Below are 17,372 nucleotides of genomic sequence, written 5' to 3' on the forward strand. Positions count from 1 at the left end.
GATTGATCGGTCGAAGGCCGTTTGGTCACAGATGGATGTGTCAGGGCTAATTTACTCGTGAACAAAGTGGGTTCAAACGACTTAAAATGCCCCAATCGTTGGCTTCAGAGCAGCATTAAAAAGAGCACAATCCATGAGGTCGTGATTAAAAATAATTTGTCCGATGTTTTGTCGATGTCGAAAAGTTCGTAAGGTTCAGGGATCATTGCGGTTTGTCGTTTGATGAAATCTAGCCAATGAAGCCAGCAACTGTTGAGCCCAGCGACTGTCCTGTATGCCAAGTCGTGCATCTTCAGCGGCTCAACCGGTCAGGCCAGCATGATTAGTCGGATGCCTTTGCCTCAGCTGCCAATAGGGGTGGTTGTCCCACTTCTGCCACCAGTCGATATGTCGTAGGCGATGCAAACACAAGCCATAAAAACCATGGCTTGTTGGATTGCTTGCCAAAAAGGCACGAAAATAGAACAGGTCTGATGCAAGGATCAGCTTTGCAATGCCATATGTTTATTGAAGATTATTGCTTTGTCGCTGTTATCGATAGGTCTTGAGTGACTGAAGGATGAAGGTTGCGTCTGCCGGTCAATGAATCAATCCGGACGCCGCCCAAGCTTTCAACGGTGAATCTGAATCATTGTCAGTCGGGTAGCGGGCACTGAGGGTGATTGTTCTTACTCTTTTCTAGGCCCATCATGGCTCCTGCCAAACCAGCACCTGTCTCAGACTCTCTAATGCTGGCAATGAAGCCAATCGCATAAAGTCTTACATCTTCTCTTGAGAGCATACCTTCTTCGAGCATCACACAAGCTGTCATCAATGAACCAGCAGTAAGCCCGCTGGCTAAAAGGACTTCCTGTTCTTCAGTCAGCTGAGCACAAGCAATCGAAGGAAAAGCCGCAGCTGTCAAAAGTGCAATAACCCCTTGCTTGATGCTTTGACGACTAGACATGCTGAAGCCTCCCCATTGATTTGCCCTAGCGCTCAATGAGAACGCTTGGGCCATTTACAGTTTGGACTTGCAATTGTTCGATGAAATTGAATACAGCTGGTCAAAGTACAAATTATTGTGTTCTGATCTGTCGTGGATCCAGGTGGGTCATTGTTAGGAGCGGGTTGTTTGGCAAGCAGTCGCTTGGAGCCGCCAACCCCAAACAAGACCGTCCTTCAGATTGCGCTTCAAGCGGCTCACGTGCATTCGAAGGTGTTGGCCCTGCTGATGAAACACTGGTTTTGGACATTGACAACAAGCTCAAGGAGTGGCGCAAAGGAACGTATGGTGTGGTCCCTGGAGCTCAGCGGAATGAAGGCTTGAAGTCCGCTTTCTCGCTGAGTTGAAGCCAAAGGGCGGAGTTGGCACCGAGCTTTTCGGAGGGCTTTGGCCTCGTTGTGTCTGGTGGGCTGCCGCAGGTCGGCCTTGTGCTGCCTGTGTTCTGTCGCTATTCACAACAGTTTGAGACTTTTGTCTCTAATTAATTGACAGATTCCTCTTGCTCCGGTGTTTCTAATGGGATCGCACGTCCATTGAATTTAATTGAGTGGGCTTGTCTGCCTTGTCCCTGGAGTTTTTCTATTTAGGTGTCAATCACGGTGCTTCCTTGCTGGCGATTGATTTTTAGATTGATGTCTCTATGTCTGGTCGGTTGGGCATTGGGAGGCTTCAAGGTGGATCGAAGTGATCACCTTTGCTGGTCCTTGCTTCGCACGAGTTGAAGACCCCATAGTGTTGCTTGACCATCGCGCCGAGAGGCTGTTTTGTTCCGATTGATCGAACAAGGGTGAAATGATTTGGACCACGTTTGAGTCCAGTGCTCCAAACGTGGTCTTTTTCAGGTTATTTCTGTTGTCATTCAACCCAGTCTGACTTGATCTTGACCCTCAAGAACTAAGACTATGACTGGGTTGAAATCGTGCCGATCAGCTTTTGAACAGGTCTCCGGCCATGTCCTTGAAACCCTTCAGATTGGAGCCTGGGCGTCGGTTGCGCTGACGCAGGGCTTTACCGGGAAGCAGATTGTCGGGCGCAAAGGTCGACAACGAAACGGCGGGCCGTGCAGCTTCGGCTGCTGCCAGTTCTGCTGCGATGGCCTCAGCTGTGGTGAGGGAAGGTTTTGGTGTGCCGGGTTTGGCCGAGCTTGTTGCCTTCGCGGGTGAGCTCGCCGTCGTCGTTTTGGGAGCTGGGGACTGTGGTGCTGCGGGGGAAGGTGCGGTGCTGCCTTCTGCCCGGTCCACCGTGAGGGTCATCGGAGAGGCTTCTTCCTGTGGGGCTTCTTCCGGCTCCTTGTCTGGTCCGAGATCCAAGGTGACGGGCTTCGCATCACTGGAGTCGAGGTCGAGGAAGAATCCGCCGTTCTTGCCGTTCAGCACCATTCCGGCTCCAAAGAAAAATCCGTCGTGATTCTCTCGCGTCGAGGGATCTTCACCGACGATCCTTACAGCAGTGCAACACAGCGGCATGGTTTGGCTTCAGGCCCTGATCGTCAATACGGTTTTGATCGCGCTAGCCCAACGCCTGCCTTTGCTGACGCGTTGGGGCTGGGTGCACGCCGGAATCCTTGGAACGGTGCTCTGGGGAAGCCTGGGCTGGACTGGATGGCTGTCGGTTGTCCTTTATCTCGGCCTTGGCAGCGCTGTCACCAAGTTGGGCTTCAGCGACAAGCAAAGGCGTGGGCTGGCGGAAGCCCGAGGAGGTTGCCGTTCCCCTCTAAACGTTTGGGGTTCCGCGGCCACCGGGGCTTCTCTGGCGCTGCTGATCGCGGCTGGTCTCGAGCCCAAGCCCTGGTTGTTGGCGGCTTTCGCCGCCAGTTTTGCCGCCAAGCTGGCCGACACCTTTGGCAGTGAGATCGGCAAACGCTGGGGCCGTACCCCACGGTTGATCACCACCCTGCGCCGGGTTGAACCAGGGACGGAAGGCGCGATCAGCATGGAGGGAACGTTGGCCAGTGCCGTTGGCAGTTTGTTGATGGCCGTTGTGATGTGGGCGCTGGCTTTGCTTCCGTCGCTGTCCTGGATGTGGCTGGTCGCCGTGGTTGGCCTTGTGGCGACCCTTGCCGAAAGTGTTCTGGGCGCCGTGGCCCAAACGCGCTTGTCATGGATGAGCAATGAGCTGGTCAATGCGTTGCAGACCAGCTTTGCCGCTGTGTTGATGGTCGCGTTGGTGGCGCTTATCCCGTAATCGCAACGTCGCTGGAATGTTCAGCCATCTGGCGCAATCGACCAAGGGCATTGCGGACCGATGCTCGGACCTTGCTTGGTGAGAGCGCCATCGTCTCGGCCAAGGCTCGCAAGCTGATGCCATCGATGTAATGCCGTTTCAGCAGCTGTTGTTGTTCGTTGTCCAGTTGTTCCAAGGCATGCTTTAACCACTCCCGTTGGGGGTCGTCCGTCGCTGCTGTGGGGTGCCTGTCCTGCAAGGGGCCATCGAGGCTGACCACTGCTCCATGGGTGTTGGCCAGTTGTGCTTGCATCCAGCGCTCTGGGCTCACTCCAAGGGCTTCGGCGATTGCCTTGGCCCCGAGCTCGGGCAGACCGTTGTGGTGCCGTTGTTCCTGCAGTCGACGGCCGCGCACAGCTAAATCCCTCAGCCTCCAAGGAATGCGAATGGTTTGGGATCGATCTCGCCGGTAGTGGAGAATCTGGCCCCGGCAGCGGCGAACGAGATAACTGCTCGGTTTGAAGCCCAGGTCCGGATTGAACTGTTCCATGCCGCGAACCAGGCCGAGGGAGGCCTCCTGGAGAAGGTCCTCGTATAACTCCGCTCCTTTGCGCTGCTCCTGACGGCTCACATGGCGGGCGAGCCCGAGATGGGCCAGCACAGCTTGATTTCGACGGGTAATAAAGGCTTGATCCATGGGGGAATCACAAGGTCATTCCCACCGTCAGGTCGATGCTCGCGATCCAACAGCCACTCCCGTGCTCAGTTTCGGCACTCCAGTGCCGGATAGGGTCTTGGCCGCTTCAGTTCATGGCATGCAGTGGAACGATGACGCCCAGGCGTCCCTGAAAAAAGACGTTCCCTTCTTTGTGCGGCCCGCCGTGCGAAAGCGTGTCGAGGCCATGGCCCAGGACGCCGGCCTTGACCAGATCTCGGTGGAGTTCTACCGGGATGCTCGGGACAAGATGGCTCCGAAGTAAGTCAGAGCTCGCATTCCTTGAGGCTGCGGTCCTTGAACTGATCAATGATCCGAGCCATGTCGATCCCGGTCAGTTCGCCGTTGCTGTCCCACTTCAGCGTGGTTTTTCGTTGGGCCGAACGAATTGAGCCTTGTTGGTCGGCAGAGCGCTTGTGGGCCACGTCCCTGGAGCGATGTCAGGATTCGCTCACAATAATTGCCGAGCGGGTGGCGGTTAAGCCGCCAAGGGAGTCGCTGTGCTCTGGGCCACCAGCCCCGCCCACTGCTGCAGGAGCGGCCAGGACGACACCCGCCGATGCAGCCAGTGGTGGCCACGCTCATTGAGGTGCAGCCCATCGGGCTCCATCCATTGCAGCCAGTCCGGTTCCGCCGTCATGGCGTCATGGATGGCAAGAAAAGGGAGATCGATCTCCTGGCATGCCTCCGCCAGGGTGGCTTCATACCCCTGAATCATCTGGTTGCTGTACCAGAGGCACCCGGCAAACGGCATGGCAACGTCGTCGACCGGGGTCAGGCCAACGACAAACACCGTGCAGTGTTGCTTGATCTCGGTCAGCAGCTGTCGCATCCCGAAGCCGAACGCCGCCTCACTGAGTTGAGGTCGACCATCGGAACGGCCGACGCGCGCGGTGTCGTTGAGCCCCACACTCAGCACGATCGCTTCCGGCTGTTGGCGGCGCAGCTCTCCGCGGCAGTTCCACTCCCCTTGCCAGCGTTGCGCGACCCGTTCGAGACCATCCCCGCGAACCCCCAATGGATAAACCACCGGTGCATTGGGGGTGTCCATCCATTCCCGTCTGAGGCGTTCGCACCAACCTCCACCCTCACGATCGCCCCAACCAAAGACACCGCTGTCGCCGATCACCAGCAACTGCCTTGGGGGAGCCTGGGTTTGCATGGATCAACCTGTCGACCCGTCAGCTTGGCAGGCCCAGATCCGTTGCAACTGGTCGGTGATCAACTCACCGGCCATCGTGACGAGGGCGTAACTGATCAAGAGCGCGATCACGAGTTCCCAATAAAAACTCGACAGTGCCTCCATCAGTTCCCAACCCAGCCCCGCACCCCCGACCAGTCCCACGACGGCGGTGTCACGCAAGATCACCTCACTGCGCTGGGCGCCGACGGCGAGGTAATTGCGGCTCAAATGGGCCAGTGGCCCATAAAGCACGGCACTGCGTTGGCTGCTCCCTGAGGCCAGCAGACTGATCTGAGCAGGATCCTGGCGTTGATCCACGGCATCCAGCAGGATTCGACCGGTGACGCCGGCGTGGTGCACCCCGAGGGCTGCCGCCGCCACCATGGGGCTGGGTTTGACCAGCAAAAGCATTAAGAGGGCTGTGAGTGGTACGGGGCAGATCCGACACAGCCGCCAACAACACTGCTGAACGCTTCGTCCCATCCGGCTGGGCCAGAGCAGCAGCAACAGAGGTGGTGCGGCGATGGCAATGGCGGTCGACCAGACCGTGATTAAAAGGGTGGCACCGATCAGTTCAGGCCAGTGGGCCTGGGTGATCGCTTCGATCACCCCACTCAGGTTGGGGGTGATCGGCAGCGGGGTCCAGCGCGGCCAAGTCAGATCGAGGGAAAGATGGTTGGCCCAGACCACACCGAGAGGCAACCCTGCAACCAGCAAGCCAGGCAGTGCTCCGAGCCGCCGACGCATCTGTCGGGTCGCTGTTTCGACGATTGCCATCAGGGCCGCCAGCATCCAAAGACCGCTGGAGACCTCCTCGAACCGCAGCGATTGCAGACTCAGCAGCAGGTCTGTGCCAAGCCCACCGAGGCCGAAGACTCCGAGCATCACGGCTGATCGCAAGGCGCAATCCAGCCGCTGGCCCATCTGCTGCACCAACTCCGGTGCCATCGATGGGGCTATGGCCGTGAGCACGGCACTCAAGGCCGGAGCTCCTGAATTGATCAAAGCCCGCCATGGAGGCGATGGACGTGTGTCGATCAGATCACGTACCAACCGAGCCATGTAGGCGCTGTAGGGAATCGCGATTGCCAGACCAGCCACCCAGAAACTCAGGCCCAGCAACTGCAGCAACACCAATCCCCAGATCAGCTCATGCATGGAACGGATCAAGGCCAGAGGAAGGCGGATGACGGTTGCGATCCGCCTTGGTGCCCCGAGCAGCTGCCAAAAGGTATCGGAACAGAGAATGCCGAGAACCGTTCCGGCGATGCAGCTGAGGCACCAGGCCAGCAGAGCGGTCAGCAGGGTGACCTGAGCCCCTTGCACCAGGCTCGTGAGGACCACCGGGTCAAAGGATGGCTGGACAACCGAGCGCAGTGCATCGCCCAGTAAGGCCGAGCCCCCACCATGCAGATCCCGCAGCAAAATCAACACCAGGGGCAGTAGGGCCAGCCCCGGCAACAGCGGGATGAGTGGGAGGGCCGGTTTCAGTTGCTGTTGTAGAGCCATGCGATCTCCTCAGCGCTGAGGCCATCTCCGGGGACGTCAAACACCAGGGCGCCGTGACGAAGTCCAAGGACTCGATCGAAGCGGCTGATCAGATCCGGTCGGTGCAGGCTGACGAGGCAGCCGGTCTGGTTCAGCAAAATTCGGATCACGTCTTCTGCCAGGACGGGGTCCAAGGCTGAAAGCGGTTCATCGGCCAGGACAAAGGTGGGTTGCTGACGCAACAGCCGCGCCATGGCGATGCGTTGACGCTGGCCGCCCGACAGCTGCTGAATGGGCTGGTCGAGAAGCTGCTCGCTCAAGCCGACGTCGGCCATCAGCTCCCGACAGGTCGATCGACAGAGCGTGCTGTCACAGAGGTTGCGCAGCGCCCAGACCAAGGAGTGACGCCCGAGGGCCCCGGAATTGATGTTTTGCAGGGCTGTGAGTTCTTCAACCAGCCGCAGGTCTTGCCAGAGGGTGCCGATCTCGCGCCGGCGCCGACGGGGTAACTGGCTGATCGGTTGATCAGCCCAGAACACCTGCCCTTGATCGGGTCGCAGACTGCCGTTGGCGAGGGCAATCAAGGTTGATTTACCAGCGCCACTGCTGCCCAGCAGAGCGGTGCGCTGATCGCCCCGGAGCTCGAGATCAACTGAATCGAGCCGGCCTTTGAGGCTGACTCGATCGAACTTGAGCGATGGATTCAACGAATCTTTCCGAGTTCACGCCCCACTTGCTCAATCGCGGCGTAATCGGCCTTCTGCGCGGGGATGAATTTTGCGGCACCGAACAGATCCAAGATTGTGCGGCGTCGTGCTGTATCGGGTCGCAGTTCGATCAGTGCGGTCTTGAGCCGTTTGGTGAATCCCTTCCCAAAGCGCTGATTGAGATCCGGACGAGCCACCCAGTGGTAATCCACGTAGGTGGGTGTGGTCCAGATCACCGACACCTTCGCTGGATCAACCCGGCCTTCTTTGACCTGGGCTTTCCAAACCTGCGAGTTCAGGGCACCTGCGTCATAGGCGCCGCTTTGAACCATGGCGATGGTGGCATCGTGGCTGCCGCTAAAGCCCGGCCGCCCCTGGAACTGATTGGGGGTGACCCCGGCCTGGGCCAAGAAATGCTGAGGCATCAGCCGGCCGGATGTGGAGCTCTCCGAGCCAAAGGTGAAGCGTTTGCCGCGCAGTCGCTTGAGTTGATCCTGACTTTTGAGAGGCCGTAAGCCGCTGGCACCATTGGCGATGAACACGCTGGTGAATTTCGCGTCGATATCGCGTTGTGCCAGCACCCGGGCACCGGGGGTCTGCAGGCGGGCTTGAACGCCGGTGAGTCCCCCGAACCAGACGAGATCCAAGGCGCCGGTCCGGAAAGCGCTGACGGCAGCCGGATAGTTGCTGACTGGCACATACCGCACCGAAACACCGAGGGTTTCCGACAGTTCCGACGACAGAGCGCCGTAGAGGCGGTTCAGGCGTTCAGGGTTCTGGTCAGGAATGGCACCGATGCGGAGCGTTTCGGCGAGCGCTCCAGCTGGCATCGACAAGGCACCGAGCAGGGCCAAACCGGTGACAGCAACTGTGCGTCGCTTCGCTGTGCGCCGTTGTGACATCGTGAAAGCCATCAAGCGGTGTCCAGAGAAAGATGGTGGGGACCCGGTCAGCTCACCAGTTTTGGAGCACACGTGAAAGTCGTTCGAGCCCATCGCTGATGGTCTCACGCGACACGGCACAGGAGAGCCGGATGCAGCGTCCATCTCCGAAGGCAGCGCCGGGGACCACGGCTAGCCCTTCGACATCGAGGGCACGTCGACAGAACTCCATGGAGTCCGTGATGTGATCAGGCAGTTGGGGAAAGGCGTAAAAAGCGCCTTGAGGAGGCACAAGGGTGATTCCATCCATGGCCTGAAGACCCGACACCAACAGCTTGCGCCGCCCGTTGTAACTCCCGGCCATGTCTTGCACGCACTGGCGTGAGCCTTGGATGGCCGCAAGCGCTCCACGTTGGGCAAAACTGCACACGTTGCTTGTGCTCTGGCTCTGCAGTGCAGCTGCAGCACGGATCACATCGGCATGGCCTGCGAGATAACCCAGGCGCCACCCCGTCATCGCCCAACCTTTGGCGAATCCGTTCACTGTGAAACAACGGTCTTTGAGGTCGGGTGCGAGGGCCGCAAGGCTGTGGTGGCTGTGCCCCTCAGCCAGCAGATATTCATAGATCTCGTCACTCATCACCAGCATCTGCGGGTGGCGCCGGAGCACATCAGCCAAGGAAAGCAGCTCGTCTTTCGCCATCACCCGACCCGTGGGGTTCCCGGGTGTGTTGAGCACCAGCAACCGGCTTTTGGGCGTGATTGAGGCTTCGAGTTGCGCCAGATCCAGCACGAATCCATCCGCTGCTGAGGACGGGACCGTGACGACGTCTGCACCAGCCAGCGCTGCAATTTCCGGGTAGCTGAGCCAAAACGGCGCTGGGATCAAAACCTGATCGCCCGGGTTCAGCAGAACCTGAAACAGGTTGTAGATCGCCTGCTTGCCTCCGTTGGTGATCATCACCTCGTTGGGCTTGGTTGCAAGGCCGTTCTCGCGGCTCAGTTTCTCGGCAACCGCAGCACGAAGCTCTGGATCACCGCCTGCTGGGCCGTAACGGGTGTAACCGTCCAGAAGGGCTCTACGGGCCGCTTCAACAATGAATTCCGGTGTATCGAAATCAGGTTCACCAGCACTCAGACTGCAGATATTGCGCCCTTCGCCCTGCAAGGCCTTCGCTCGAGCCGCAATCTCAAGGGTCAGCGAAGGCTTGAGGGCCTTGGCCCGATACGAGAGTGCTGGCGATCCGGGCATCATCAACGCACCTTCCACAGCGCGTTAAAAATCTCATCCTGCCTTATGTCCGGCCCAAGACAACCGTGGATGAAGAGCCTTTGAACAAACCAGATCAGATCAGCTGGGTTCTGGCCAGTCATGACCCCTCCCGCCTGGCGGCGTTCTATTCGAGGTTGCTGAATCGTGATGCTGCACCCGGCTGGAGTGCCACCCATTGGGTTATTGATTTGGCCGAAGGCCTTTCCCTTGAGATCTACCGGCCATCCCGTCAACGCCCTTTCCCCGACAGGGGCCGTCATCTTGCTCCGTGTCTGAGATTGAAGGCCTCAGCGGATCCCTTGACGCACTTGCAAGGGATGCTTCCCCATTGGCTCGCTGCTGGGGCCTCGATTGCTGAATCTCCCCGCCTGGAGAGTTTTGGAGCGGAATGCTGGCTGCTTGATCCGGAGGAGAATGCCGTGCTGGTGGTTGTTCCGGCTGTGTCCAAGCGATGACGTCTGCCTCCCTTGATCTCGACGACTGCCGCCATTGCCGCAGCTGTGATCTGGCCAAGACCCGTCAGGAAGTGGTGGTGAGTCGAGGCAACCCTGAGGCTCGGTTGATGTTGATCGGCGAGGCCCCCGGTGCCCGGGAGGACGCCACTGGATTGCCGTTTGTCGGACGATCGGGCCAGGCGCTGGATCGACTGCTGGTTGAGGTCGGTTTGTCTCCAGATCAGGATTGCTACATCTGCAATGCGGTGAAGTGCCGCCCACCGGGCAACCGACGCCCACGGCGCTCTGAATTGGAGGCCTGTCGTCAGTGGTTGGATCACCAGCTGGCGTTGATTGACCCTGAGGTGATTGTTCTGGCCGGCGCGACGGCGCTGGAGGCGGTGCTGGGCAGCAAGGGACGCATGACCGATCTGCGCGGTCGATGGCAGCGCTGGGAGGGCAGGGATGTGATGCCGATCTTTCATCCCTCGTACCTCTTGAGAAATCCATCCACTGCCGACGGCGCTCCGGTTGCCCTGACGCGGTTGGATCTGATCGCGGTTCGTCAACGCTTGTGCGAACGTTGAAGCGCTTCAGGCGCTGCCAGCCATGACCGCCACTCTGGATTCGACCACTGCGGCCAGCTCGGACCGCCGTTATGACACACAGATTTATCGACGCGTCACCCGAACGGTGATGGTCGGTGATGTGCCGGTGGGCAGTGATCATCCTGTCGTTGTGCAGTCGATGATCAACGAGGACACGTTGGACATCGACGCTGCCGTTGCGGGAATCCGGCGACTGGCGGATGCCGGCTCCGAGATTGTGCGGGTGACGACGCCATCGATGGCGCACGCACGAGCGATGGGCGAGATTCGCTCAGCCCTGCGTGCCCAGGGCTGCATGGTCCCATTGGTGGCGGACGTGCATCACAACGGCGTCAAGATCGCCTTGGAGGTCGCCAAGCATGTCGACAAAGTTCGAATCAATCCTGGTCTGTTCGTTTTTGATAAGCCCGATCCGGATCGTCAGGAGTTTTCCAAGGACGAGTTCGACGCGATCGGCGCCCGCATCCGCGAGACCTTTGCACCTCTGGTGACCTTGCTCAGGGACCAGAACAAGGCGCTGCGCATCGGTGTGAACCATGGGTCCCTGGCGGAGCGGATGTTGTTCACCTACGGGGATACACCCCAGGGCATGGTGGAGTCGGCCATGGAGTTCGTGCGGATCTGCGATGAACTCGACTTCCACAACATTGTGATTTCAATGAAGGCATCCCGGGCTCCGGTGATGCTTGCCGCTTACCGCTTGATGGCCGACACCATGGATCGGGAGGGGTTCAATTACCCCTTGCATCTCGGTGTCACGGAGGCTGGCGATGGCGATTACGGCCGGATCAAAAGCACAGCGGGGATTGCGACGCTGCTGTCCGAGGGGCTGGGGGACACCATTCGGGTGTCGTTGACCGAAGCCCCGGAAAAAGAAATCCCGGTTTGTTTCTCCATCCTTCAGGCGCTGGGTCTGCGCAAAACGATGGTCGAATATGTGGCCTGTCCCAGCTGTGGCCGCACGCTGTTCAACCTTGAGGAGGTCTTGAACAAAGTGCGCGATGCCACATCGCATCTCACCGGCCTCGACATTGCTGTCATGGGGTGCATCGTGAATGGGCCTGGGGAAATGGCCGATGCCGATTATGGATACGTTGGCAAAACCCCTGGGGTGATCTCTCTGTATCGCGGTCGGGATGAGATCCGTAAAGTTCCTGAATCAGAGGGTGTTGAGGCCCTGATCCAGTTGATTAAGGACGACGGACGCTGGGTGGATCCCGACTGAACTCGTTAGGCTGAAGAATCAGTCCTGTGGGGTCATGAGCCGCGGTTCCGACGCTCGTCGCTTTTTTCGCTCAGCCCCTTTGTTGGTGACCCTCGGTCTGGCCGGTGTGTCGACGGCTGTTGTCCTGGCTGGTCCGGGCCTGACCTTGCCGAGTGCCACCGGCGGATCGATCACCAATAGTCCGAAGGAGGTGATTGATCAAGTCTGGCAAATCGTTTATCGCGATTTCCTTGACTCCAGTGGAAGTTATTCCCCAGATCGCTGGAAATCATTGCGACGGGATCTGCTCGCCCGTTCCTATGCCGGTCCCGCTGAGTCCTATGAGGCGATTCGGGGCATGTTGGGCAGTCTGAATGACCCTTATACCCGTTTCCTTGATCCTAAACAGTTCAAGGAAATGCAGATCGACACCTCAGGTGAACTGATGGGTGTCGGGATTCAACTGTCGCTGGATAAAGACAGCAAAGAGTTGATTGTTGTTTCTCCCATTGAAGGAACACCGGCTTCAAAAGCTGGTGTCCAGCCCAAGGATGTGATTGTCACCATTGATGGTCAAAGCACCAAGGGCATGGGCACTGAAGATGCCGTCAAATTGATTCGAGGGCCTGAGGGAAGTGAGGTCATTCTGGGTCTGCGCCGGAAGGGATCCGTTGTCACCGTGCCGCTAACCCGTGCTCGGATTGAGATCCATGCGGTGGAAACCAGCCTCAATCAATTGGCTGATGGAACCCGCGTGGGGTATATCCGTCTGAAGCAGTTCAATGCCAATGCATCGCGGGAGATGCGAGATGCCATCCGTACCTTTGAGACGGACGGTGTTGATGGTTATGTGCTTGATGTTCGCTTCAACCCTGGTGGTTTGCTCGATGCAAGCATCGACATTGCTCGCCATTGGTTGAACAAGGGGACGATTGTGAGCACGAGAACCCGGGAAGGCATTCGTGATGTTCGCCGGGCGACGGGAAGCGCTATCACGGACAAGCCGGTGGTTGTTCTGGTCAATGAAGGTTCTGCCAGCGCGAGTGAAATTCTTTCCGGTGCATTACAGGACAACAACCGCGCCAAATTGGTCGGCCAGAAAACCTTCGGCAAAGGGCTTGTTCAATCGGTGCGTGGTTTGGCGGATGGTTCCGGTATCACAGTTACGATCGCCAAGTATCTGACTCCCAATGGGACAGATATTCACAAAAATGGCATCAAGCCAGACATTCAAGCCAAACTGACGGAAAAGCAGCTCAAGAATTTTGAATTAAAAGACTTTGGCACCAAAAATGATCTTCAATATCGCGTGGCGGAAACGACTCTTGTCAAAGAAATTCGCCGATTGGACTCCGGCTTGAGCTATCAACCAGGAACAGCCAACTTGCACAGCGCTCTTTAATAGATCCCATTAAAAATCCCGGTTGGTGTCACCGGGATTGTGATTCGGATCTCAGGCGACAGGTTGCATGAGGCCACCGCCTCCACCACCGTTGGAATCGTCGTCATCACTGGCGTCTGGCTGGAACACGGCGTAGATGGCGAGGGCTGCAGCGCAGAACACACCACTGACAAGTCCGAAGGAGCCGGAGCTGCTGATTTCGACGAACTCGCCCATGGTCGTTAAGAAATCTCTATTCAGTGTAACGAAGAATTGCGCATTGTGAGGAACTGTTCTCAGAAACGGACGCGACTCAGGTCAGACCCGCAGCACCTCTGCGTTCTGTTGCTTCAGTTGCTCCTCCCGTTGGGCTGGTGTTAAGCCCTCGGCATCGGGAATCTGAGCCACCATCAGCCGAAGCCATTCCATCAGTTGCTCGAGCTGCTTCTCCATCGGAAGCACCCCAAGGCCTCGGGCCAGCACCTTGTGCTGGATGCCCGAACCGGCCTGGTACACGAGCCGGCCATGCAGATGCTGCGGGAGCCCCTGACGCAGCAAGCGGAAGGCCGGTTCTTCCATGGGAGTCTCCAAAACGATGTTGGGTTTCTCGGGTTTGATGCGTGCAAAGCCACAACGTTTGGCCAGCAGTTTCAGCTCCATCAGCTGCAACAGCGATTGCACGGCAGCAGGCAAGGCTCCATAACGATCGGTCCAGCCTGCGGCCAGTTCCACCAGGCTTTCCGATGATGTGCAGTCGGCCGCAGCGCGGTAAGCCCCGATCTTCTCGTCGGGGTCGGTGATCCAATCTCCCGGCACGAAAGCCGTTACCGGTAGATCCACCTGTGTGTCGTCTACCGACGGAATGTCCTGACCCTGAATCTCCGCGAGTGACTCCTGGAGCATTTCCATGTAGAGATCAAATCCGATCGTCTCCATCTGGCCGCTTTGCTCCACACCGAGCAGGTTGCCGACTCCGCGGATCTCCATGTCGCGCATGGCCAGTTGGTATCCACTGCCGAGCTGGGCGAATTCCTGAATCGCCCTCAGTCGTTGGCGTGCCGCATCGCTGAGGCTGGCGTTGCCGGGATAGAACAACCAGGCATGGGCCTGAATGCCGCTGCGGCCCACCCGTCCGCGCAGCTGGTACAGCTGAGCCAGGCCGAAGCGGTGGGCATCCTCAATCAGGATCGTGTTGACCCGAGGGATATCAAGGCCGCTTTCCACGATTGTGGTGCAGAGCATCACATCGGCTTCACCGGCATTGAAGGCGACCATGGCGCTTTCCAGTTCCCCTTCGGCCATCTGACCGTGGGCCACCAGCAGCTTGAGTTCGGGCAGCATCGCCCGGAGTCCACTGGCGACGTCCTCAATCCCTTCCACCCGCGGAACCACATAGAACACCTGACCGCCCCGGTCGAGCTCCTGGCGAATGGCACTGCGAACCGCCTCTGGATCCAACGCGGCCAAATGGGTTTTGATCGGACGCCGCAGCGGCGGTGGGGTGGTGATCAAACTCATCTCCCGAACCCCGGAAAGGCTCATGTAGAGCGTGCGTGGGATGGGTGTCGCTGAAAGCGTGAGGACGTCAACGTCTTTGCGCAGCACCTTGATCTTTTCCTTCTGATTCACCCCGAAGCGCTGTTCTTCATCCACCACCAGCAAACCGAGTTGATTGAAGGCTGCACCTTTCCCGAGCAGCTGGTGGGTCCCGACCACCGCATCGATGGTTCCCTTGCTCAGGCCGTCGAGAATGGACTTGCGTTCCGACGCTGTACGGAATCGATTGAGCAGGGCCACCTTGATGGGGTAAGGCGCAAAGCGTTCAGACAAGGTGCGCCAGTGCTGCTGGGCCAGCACGGTGGTGGGGGCCAGCATCGCCACTTGTTTGCCGGCGGTGATGGCTTTGAAAATCGCGCGGATGGCCACTTCGGTTTTGCCGAAGCCAACGTCACCGCAGACCAGCCGATCCATCGGCTCGGCCTTTTCCATGTCGCGTTTGACGTCGACGGTGGCCTTGAGCTGGTCGGGGGTCGGTTCGTAGGGGAATGATTCCTCCATCTCGGTCTGCCATGGGCCATCGATGGGGAAGGCGAAGCCATCGGCTTTCTGGCGCTCGGCATAGAGCTTGACCAGATCCAAGGCCACTTTGCGCACCGCTTTGCGGGCTCGTTCCTTGGCTTTGGTCCAGGCGGCGCCTCCCATCTTGCTGAGTTGGGGCGGTGAGTCGCTGGTGGCGCGATACCGGCCCAGGCTGCCCAGTTGGTCCGCAGCCACACGGAGAATTCCATCGGAGTACTGGACGACGAGGTAGTCGCGCACATCACCACTGACGGCCAACTTCTCCATGGCCTTAAAGCGTCCGATTCCGTGGTTCCGGTGCACCACGAAATCCCCGGGCCGCATCTTGTTGGGATCGACCGTGCGGCTGGCGGCTTTGCGCCTTCGGCGCACATAGCCACTGGAGGTGAGCGTTTGTTGTCCGAAGAATTCGCGGTCGGTGATCAGCGCCACGCGCCAGGCCGGCAACTGAAGACCGTCCAGTTCCGCGGTGCCTTTGGCTTTCAAGGCGACGGGGGTGTTCTGCTCGATCAGGCGTTCGATCGCCGGTCGATCGCCGCTGTTGGGAATGAAGCGGCAGATGCAGTCATGCTCTTCAAGCAATGCAACCGCTCGGCTGGGCTGGGCCGAGATCAACCAGACCGCCGTTCGCTCCGTTTGCCAGCGTTTGATCAGTTCCCCGAGCTTGCCGAACTGATTGGGGTAGGCCGGCACTGGACGGCTGGCGAGATCAAAACTGTTGGGGTGCGCGTCGTCTTCGAGCAGCTCAGCGAGGTCGAAACCGTGAAAATCGTCCGCTAGGGCATAGGCCCCGGCGATCGGGCGATGCATCACGGCGGGCCACAGCTGGTCGCGTTCGGCGTCGCTCAGCCCACATTCGGCTGCCATCTCGCGGTGATGCTCGTCCGCATGGTCCAGCCACTGTTGGCCATGGGCCAGACCCTGCCGCCGCTCATCGATCACCACCGTTGTGCTGCTGGGCAGGTAATCGAGCAGAGACGCTGGTTGTTGCCAGGCCAACCCCATCAATCGCCGCATGCCTTCGGGCGTCCCGCCTTCGAGGAGGTCGTCGAGGGCCTGCTCACTGAGCAGGCGATCGAGGCCCTCCGGCATCGAATTGCGCAATTGATCGGCAATCAGTGGACTGAACCCCGTGGGAGTCAGTCGGAGCTGATCCACCGGATCCAGCGACCGCTGGGTGGCGGGGTCGAATTCCCGCAGTTTGTCGAGTTCCTCGCCGAAGAACTCAAGCCGGACGGGCAGTTCACTGCTGACCGGAAAAATATCAACAATGTCGCCGCGTCGGCTCCAGGTGCCCTCCTGATCAATGGTGGACACCCGCTCGTAGCCGAGTTGGGCCAGGGTTTCTGAGAGATCCTCAAGGTCGATGTCATCGCCCCGTCGCAAGGTGCGGCAGGTGGTCGTGAGCGCGTCCGGAGGTGGGAGGTGCGGCTGCAGGCAGCGTTCCGTCGCAACGATCGCGAAGCGCCCCGCATCCCCAGACCCAATCAGGTCACTCAGGACTTGAAGCTGCCCCCAGATGATCTCGCTGGTGGGGTCGAAGGGCTCATAGGGCGATCCTTCGCTGGTGGGATACAGGCTGGCGCTTGGCCATCCCATCAATTCCAGCAGGGCCGCCCAGCGTCCGGCTTCTTCCAGGGTGGGCACCACCACCAACAGGGGACTGCCATGGCGTTGGGCTAAGGCGCTGGCCACCAAGGCCCGGCTGCCACGCCCTGCTCCACGCATCAGCAACCGATCGGTACGGCCGCAACGCTCCAGCAGTTCTCCGGTGAGCGCTGCATCCTGCAGCTGACGCACCATCGAGCGGAGTGGCATGGGTGGAGAACGGCTTGCGAGGTGACGATCTTCGCAACCAATGAGCCTCTACTGAGGCCGTGGATGGCCGCCCTGCCGCGATGCCATCCATCCAGCCTTCAATTCATCGTGGCTCGTCAAAGGGCAATTTGGCCTGCTCTTCTAAACAATCGATTCGGGACTGGTCTGTGAAGATGTTTTGTTGATGCCAAAAAAATGATCGAGATGCCACTGCGATAAGCCGCGGCTAAAGTGGAAATATCGGATGAAATAGATGCCTCGTTTTCGCTGTCCTACTTGCTGTTGTGGTCCCTCGATTGTGTTGAGGCCACCCAAGGGCGCGATACCCATTTGTAGCGAATGTCATACACCCCTCGAGCGGCTGCCCTGGGTCAAGCCCATTCCAATGGCTGTCTTCCTTGGAATTACAACTGTTTTGCTTGCATCGTCATTGCCAAGTCTCTTTCAGCCCCG

The 17,372-nt window shown here is 58.9% G+C and carries 17 protein-coding genes; 6 read left to right on the plus strand and 11 right to left on the minus strand.

Translation table 11 applies throughout. From position 1 onward, the window contains the following. Window positions 1–634: 634 nt before the first annotated feature. Window positions 635–1,000, minus strand: a complete 366-nt coding sequence (locus tag ACGVKB_RS02980) for a hypothetical protein (protein ID WP_392349793.1) — start codon at window positions 998–1,000, stop codon at window positions 635–637. Between the two features lie 911 nt (window positions 1,001–1,911). Continuing rightward, complete coding sequence (locus ACGVKB_RS02985) at window positions 1,912–2,364, minus strand: hypothetical protein (protein WP_392349794.1); 453 nt, start codon at window positions 2,362–2,364, stop codon at window positions 1,912–1,914. Between the two features lie 85 nt (window positions 2,365–2,449). On the opposite strand from ACGVKB_RS02985, the gene ACGVKB_RS02990 reads away from it, so the two are divergent. After that, window positions 2,450–3,169, plus strand: a complete 720-nt coding sequence (locus ACGVKB_RS02990; protein WP_392349795.1) for a TIGR00297 family protein — start codon at window positions 2,450–2,452, stop codon at window positions 3,167–3,169. On the opposite strand, the gene ACGVKB_RS02995 is transcribed toward ACGVKB_RS02990, so the two are convergent. Beyond that, the gene (locus tag ACGVKB_RS02995; protein WP_392349796.1) at window positions 3,159–3,845 is read right to left on the minus strand and encodes a sigma-70 family RNA polymerase sigma factor; all 687 of its coding nucleotides are present in this window, start codon (window positions 3,843–3,845) and stop codon (window positions 3,159–3,161) included. The genes ACGVKB_RS02990 and ACGVKB_RS02995 overlap by 11 nt on opposite strands. Here ACGVKB_RS02995 and ACGVKB_RS03000 point away from each other — a divergent pair. After that, the gene (locus ACGVKB_RS03000) at window positions 3,844–4,128 is read left to right on the plus strand and encodes a PCP reductase family protein (protein ID WP_392349797.1); all 285 of its coding nucleotides are present in this window, start codon (window positions 3,844–3,846) and stop codon (window positions 4,126–4,128) included. The two genes, ACGVKB_RS02995 and ACGVKB_RS03000, sit on opposite strands and share 2 nt — an antisense overlap. Window position 4,129: 1 nt before the next feature. Here ACGVKB_RS03000 and ACGVKB_RS03005 read toward each other — a convergent pair whose 3' ends face one another. Genes ACGVKB_RS03005 through ACGVKB_RS03030 form a run of 6 tightly spaced genes read right to left on the minus strand, consistent with a single transcriptional unit; the run spans window position 4,130 to window position 9,374 of the window. Beyond that, entirely contained in the window at window positions 4,130–4,288 is a 159-nt protein-coding gene (locus tag ACGVKB_RS03005; RefSeq protein ID WP_392349798.1) for a hypothetical protein, read from the minus strand. Between the two features lie 53 nt (window positions 4,289–4,341). Beyond that, on the minus strand, window positions 4,342–5,025 hold the full coding sequence (locus tag ACGVKB_RS03010; RefSeq protein ID WP_392349799.1) for a GDSL-type esterase/lipase family protein: 684 nt from the start codon (window positions 5,023–5,025) through the stop codon (window positions 4,342–4,344). A 3-nt stretch (window positions 5,026–5,028) separates the two neighbouring features. Continuing rightward, complete coding sequence (locus tag ACGVKB_RS03015; RefSeq protein ID WP_392349800.1) at window positions 5,029–6,555, minus strand: PhnE/PtxC family ABC transporter permease; 1,527 nt, start codon at window positions 6,553–6,555, stop codon at window positions 5,029–5,031. After that, the gene (locus tag ACGVKB_RS03020) at window positions 6,534–7,241 is read right to left on the minus strand and encodes a phosphonate ABC transporter ATP-binding protein (protein WP_392349801.1); all 708 of its coding nucleotides are present in this window, start codon (window positions 7,239–7,241) and stop codon (window positions 6,534–6,536) included. Before ACGVKB_RS03020 ends, ACGVKB_RS03015 begins: the two co-directional genes overlap by 22 nt. Continuing rightward, window positions 7,238–8,155 carry a putative selenate ABC transporter substrate-binding protein gene (locus ACGVKB_RS03025; RefSeq protein ID WP_392349802.1) on the minus strand — a complete coding sequence of 306 codons (918 nt, stop codon included), beginning with the start codon at window positions 8,153–8,155 and terminating at the stop codon, window positions 7,238–7,240. The genes ACGVKB_RS03020 and ACGVKB_RS03025 overlap by 4 nt, the downstream gene beginning before the upstream one ends. Before the next feature lie 40 nt (window positions 8,156–8,195). Then, window positions 8,196–9,374 (minus strand): pyridoxal phosphate-dependent aminotransferase, encoded by a 1,179-nt coding sequence (locus ACGVKB_RS03030; protein ID WP_392349803.1) that lies wholly within the window; start codon window positions 9,372–9,374, stop codon window positions 8,196–8,198. Between the two features lie 65 nt (window positions 9,375–9,439). Here ACGVKB_RS03030 and ACGVKB_RS03035 point away from each other — a divergent pair, with 65 nt between their 5' ends. From ACGVKB_RS03035 to ACGVKB_RS03050, 4 genes are read left to right on the plus strand one after another with little or no spacing between them, the layout of a single operon-like run. Continuing rightward, window positions 9,440–9,850, plus strand: a complete 411-nt coding sequence (locus tag ACGVKB_RS03035) for a VOC family protein (protein WP_392349804.1) — start codon at window positions 9,440–9,442, stop codon at window positions 9,848–9,850. Continuing rightward, window positions 9,847–10,416, plus strand: a complete 570-nt coding sequence (locus ACGVKB_RS03040) for a uracil-DNA glycosylase (protein ID WP_392349805.1) — start codon at window positions 9,847–9,849, stop codon at window positions 10,414–10,416. The genes ACGVKB_RS03035 and ACGVKB_RS03040 overlap by 4 nt, the downstream gene beginning before the upstream one ends. A gap of 22 nt (window positions 10,417–10,438) precedes the next feature. Beyond that, on the plus strand, window positions 10,439–11,662 hold the full coding sequence (ispG, locus tag ACGVKB_RS03045) for a (E)-4-hydroxy-3-methylbut-2-enyl-diphosphate synthase (protein ID WP_392349806.1): 1,224 nt from the start codon (window positions 10,439–10,441) through the stop codon (window positions 11,660–11,662). A gap of 34 nt (window positions 11,663–11,696) precedes the next feature. After that, window positions 11,697–13,043 (plus strand): S41 family peptidase, encoded by a 1,347-nt coding sequence (locus ACGVKB_RS03050; RefSeq protein WP_392349807.1) that lies wholly within the window; start codon window positions 11,697–11,699, stop codon window positions 13,041–13,043. Between the two features lie 51 nt (window positions 13,044–13,094). Here ACGVKB_RS03050 and ACGVKB_RS03055 read toward each other — a convergent pair whose 3' ends face one another. Beyond that, complete coding sequence (locus ACGVKB_RS03055) at window positions 13,095–13,259, minus strand: hypothetical protein (RefSeq protein WP_392349808.1); 165 nt, start codon at window positions 13,257–13,259, stop codon at window positions 13,095–13,097. Window positions 13,260–13,340: 81 nt separating this feature from the next. Continuing rightward, window positions 13,341–16,919: a transcription-repair coupling factor gene (gene mfd / locus ACGVKB_RS03060; protein ID WP_392349809.1), complete on the minus strand. Its 3,579-nt coding sequence runs from the start codon at window positions 16,917–16,919 to the stop codon at window positions 13,341–13,343. Window positions 16,920–17,372 lie beyond the last annotated feature (453 nt).

This window comes from Parasynechococcus sp. (assembly GCF_042954325.1).
Lineage (GTDB): Bacteria > Cyanobacteriota > Cyanobacteriia > PCC-6307 > Cyanobiaceae > Parasynechococcus.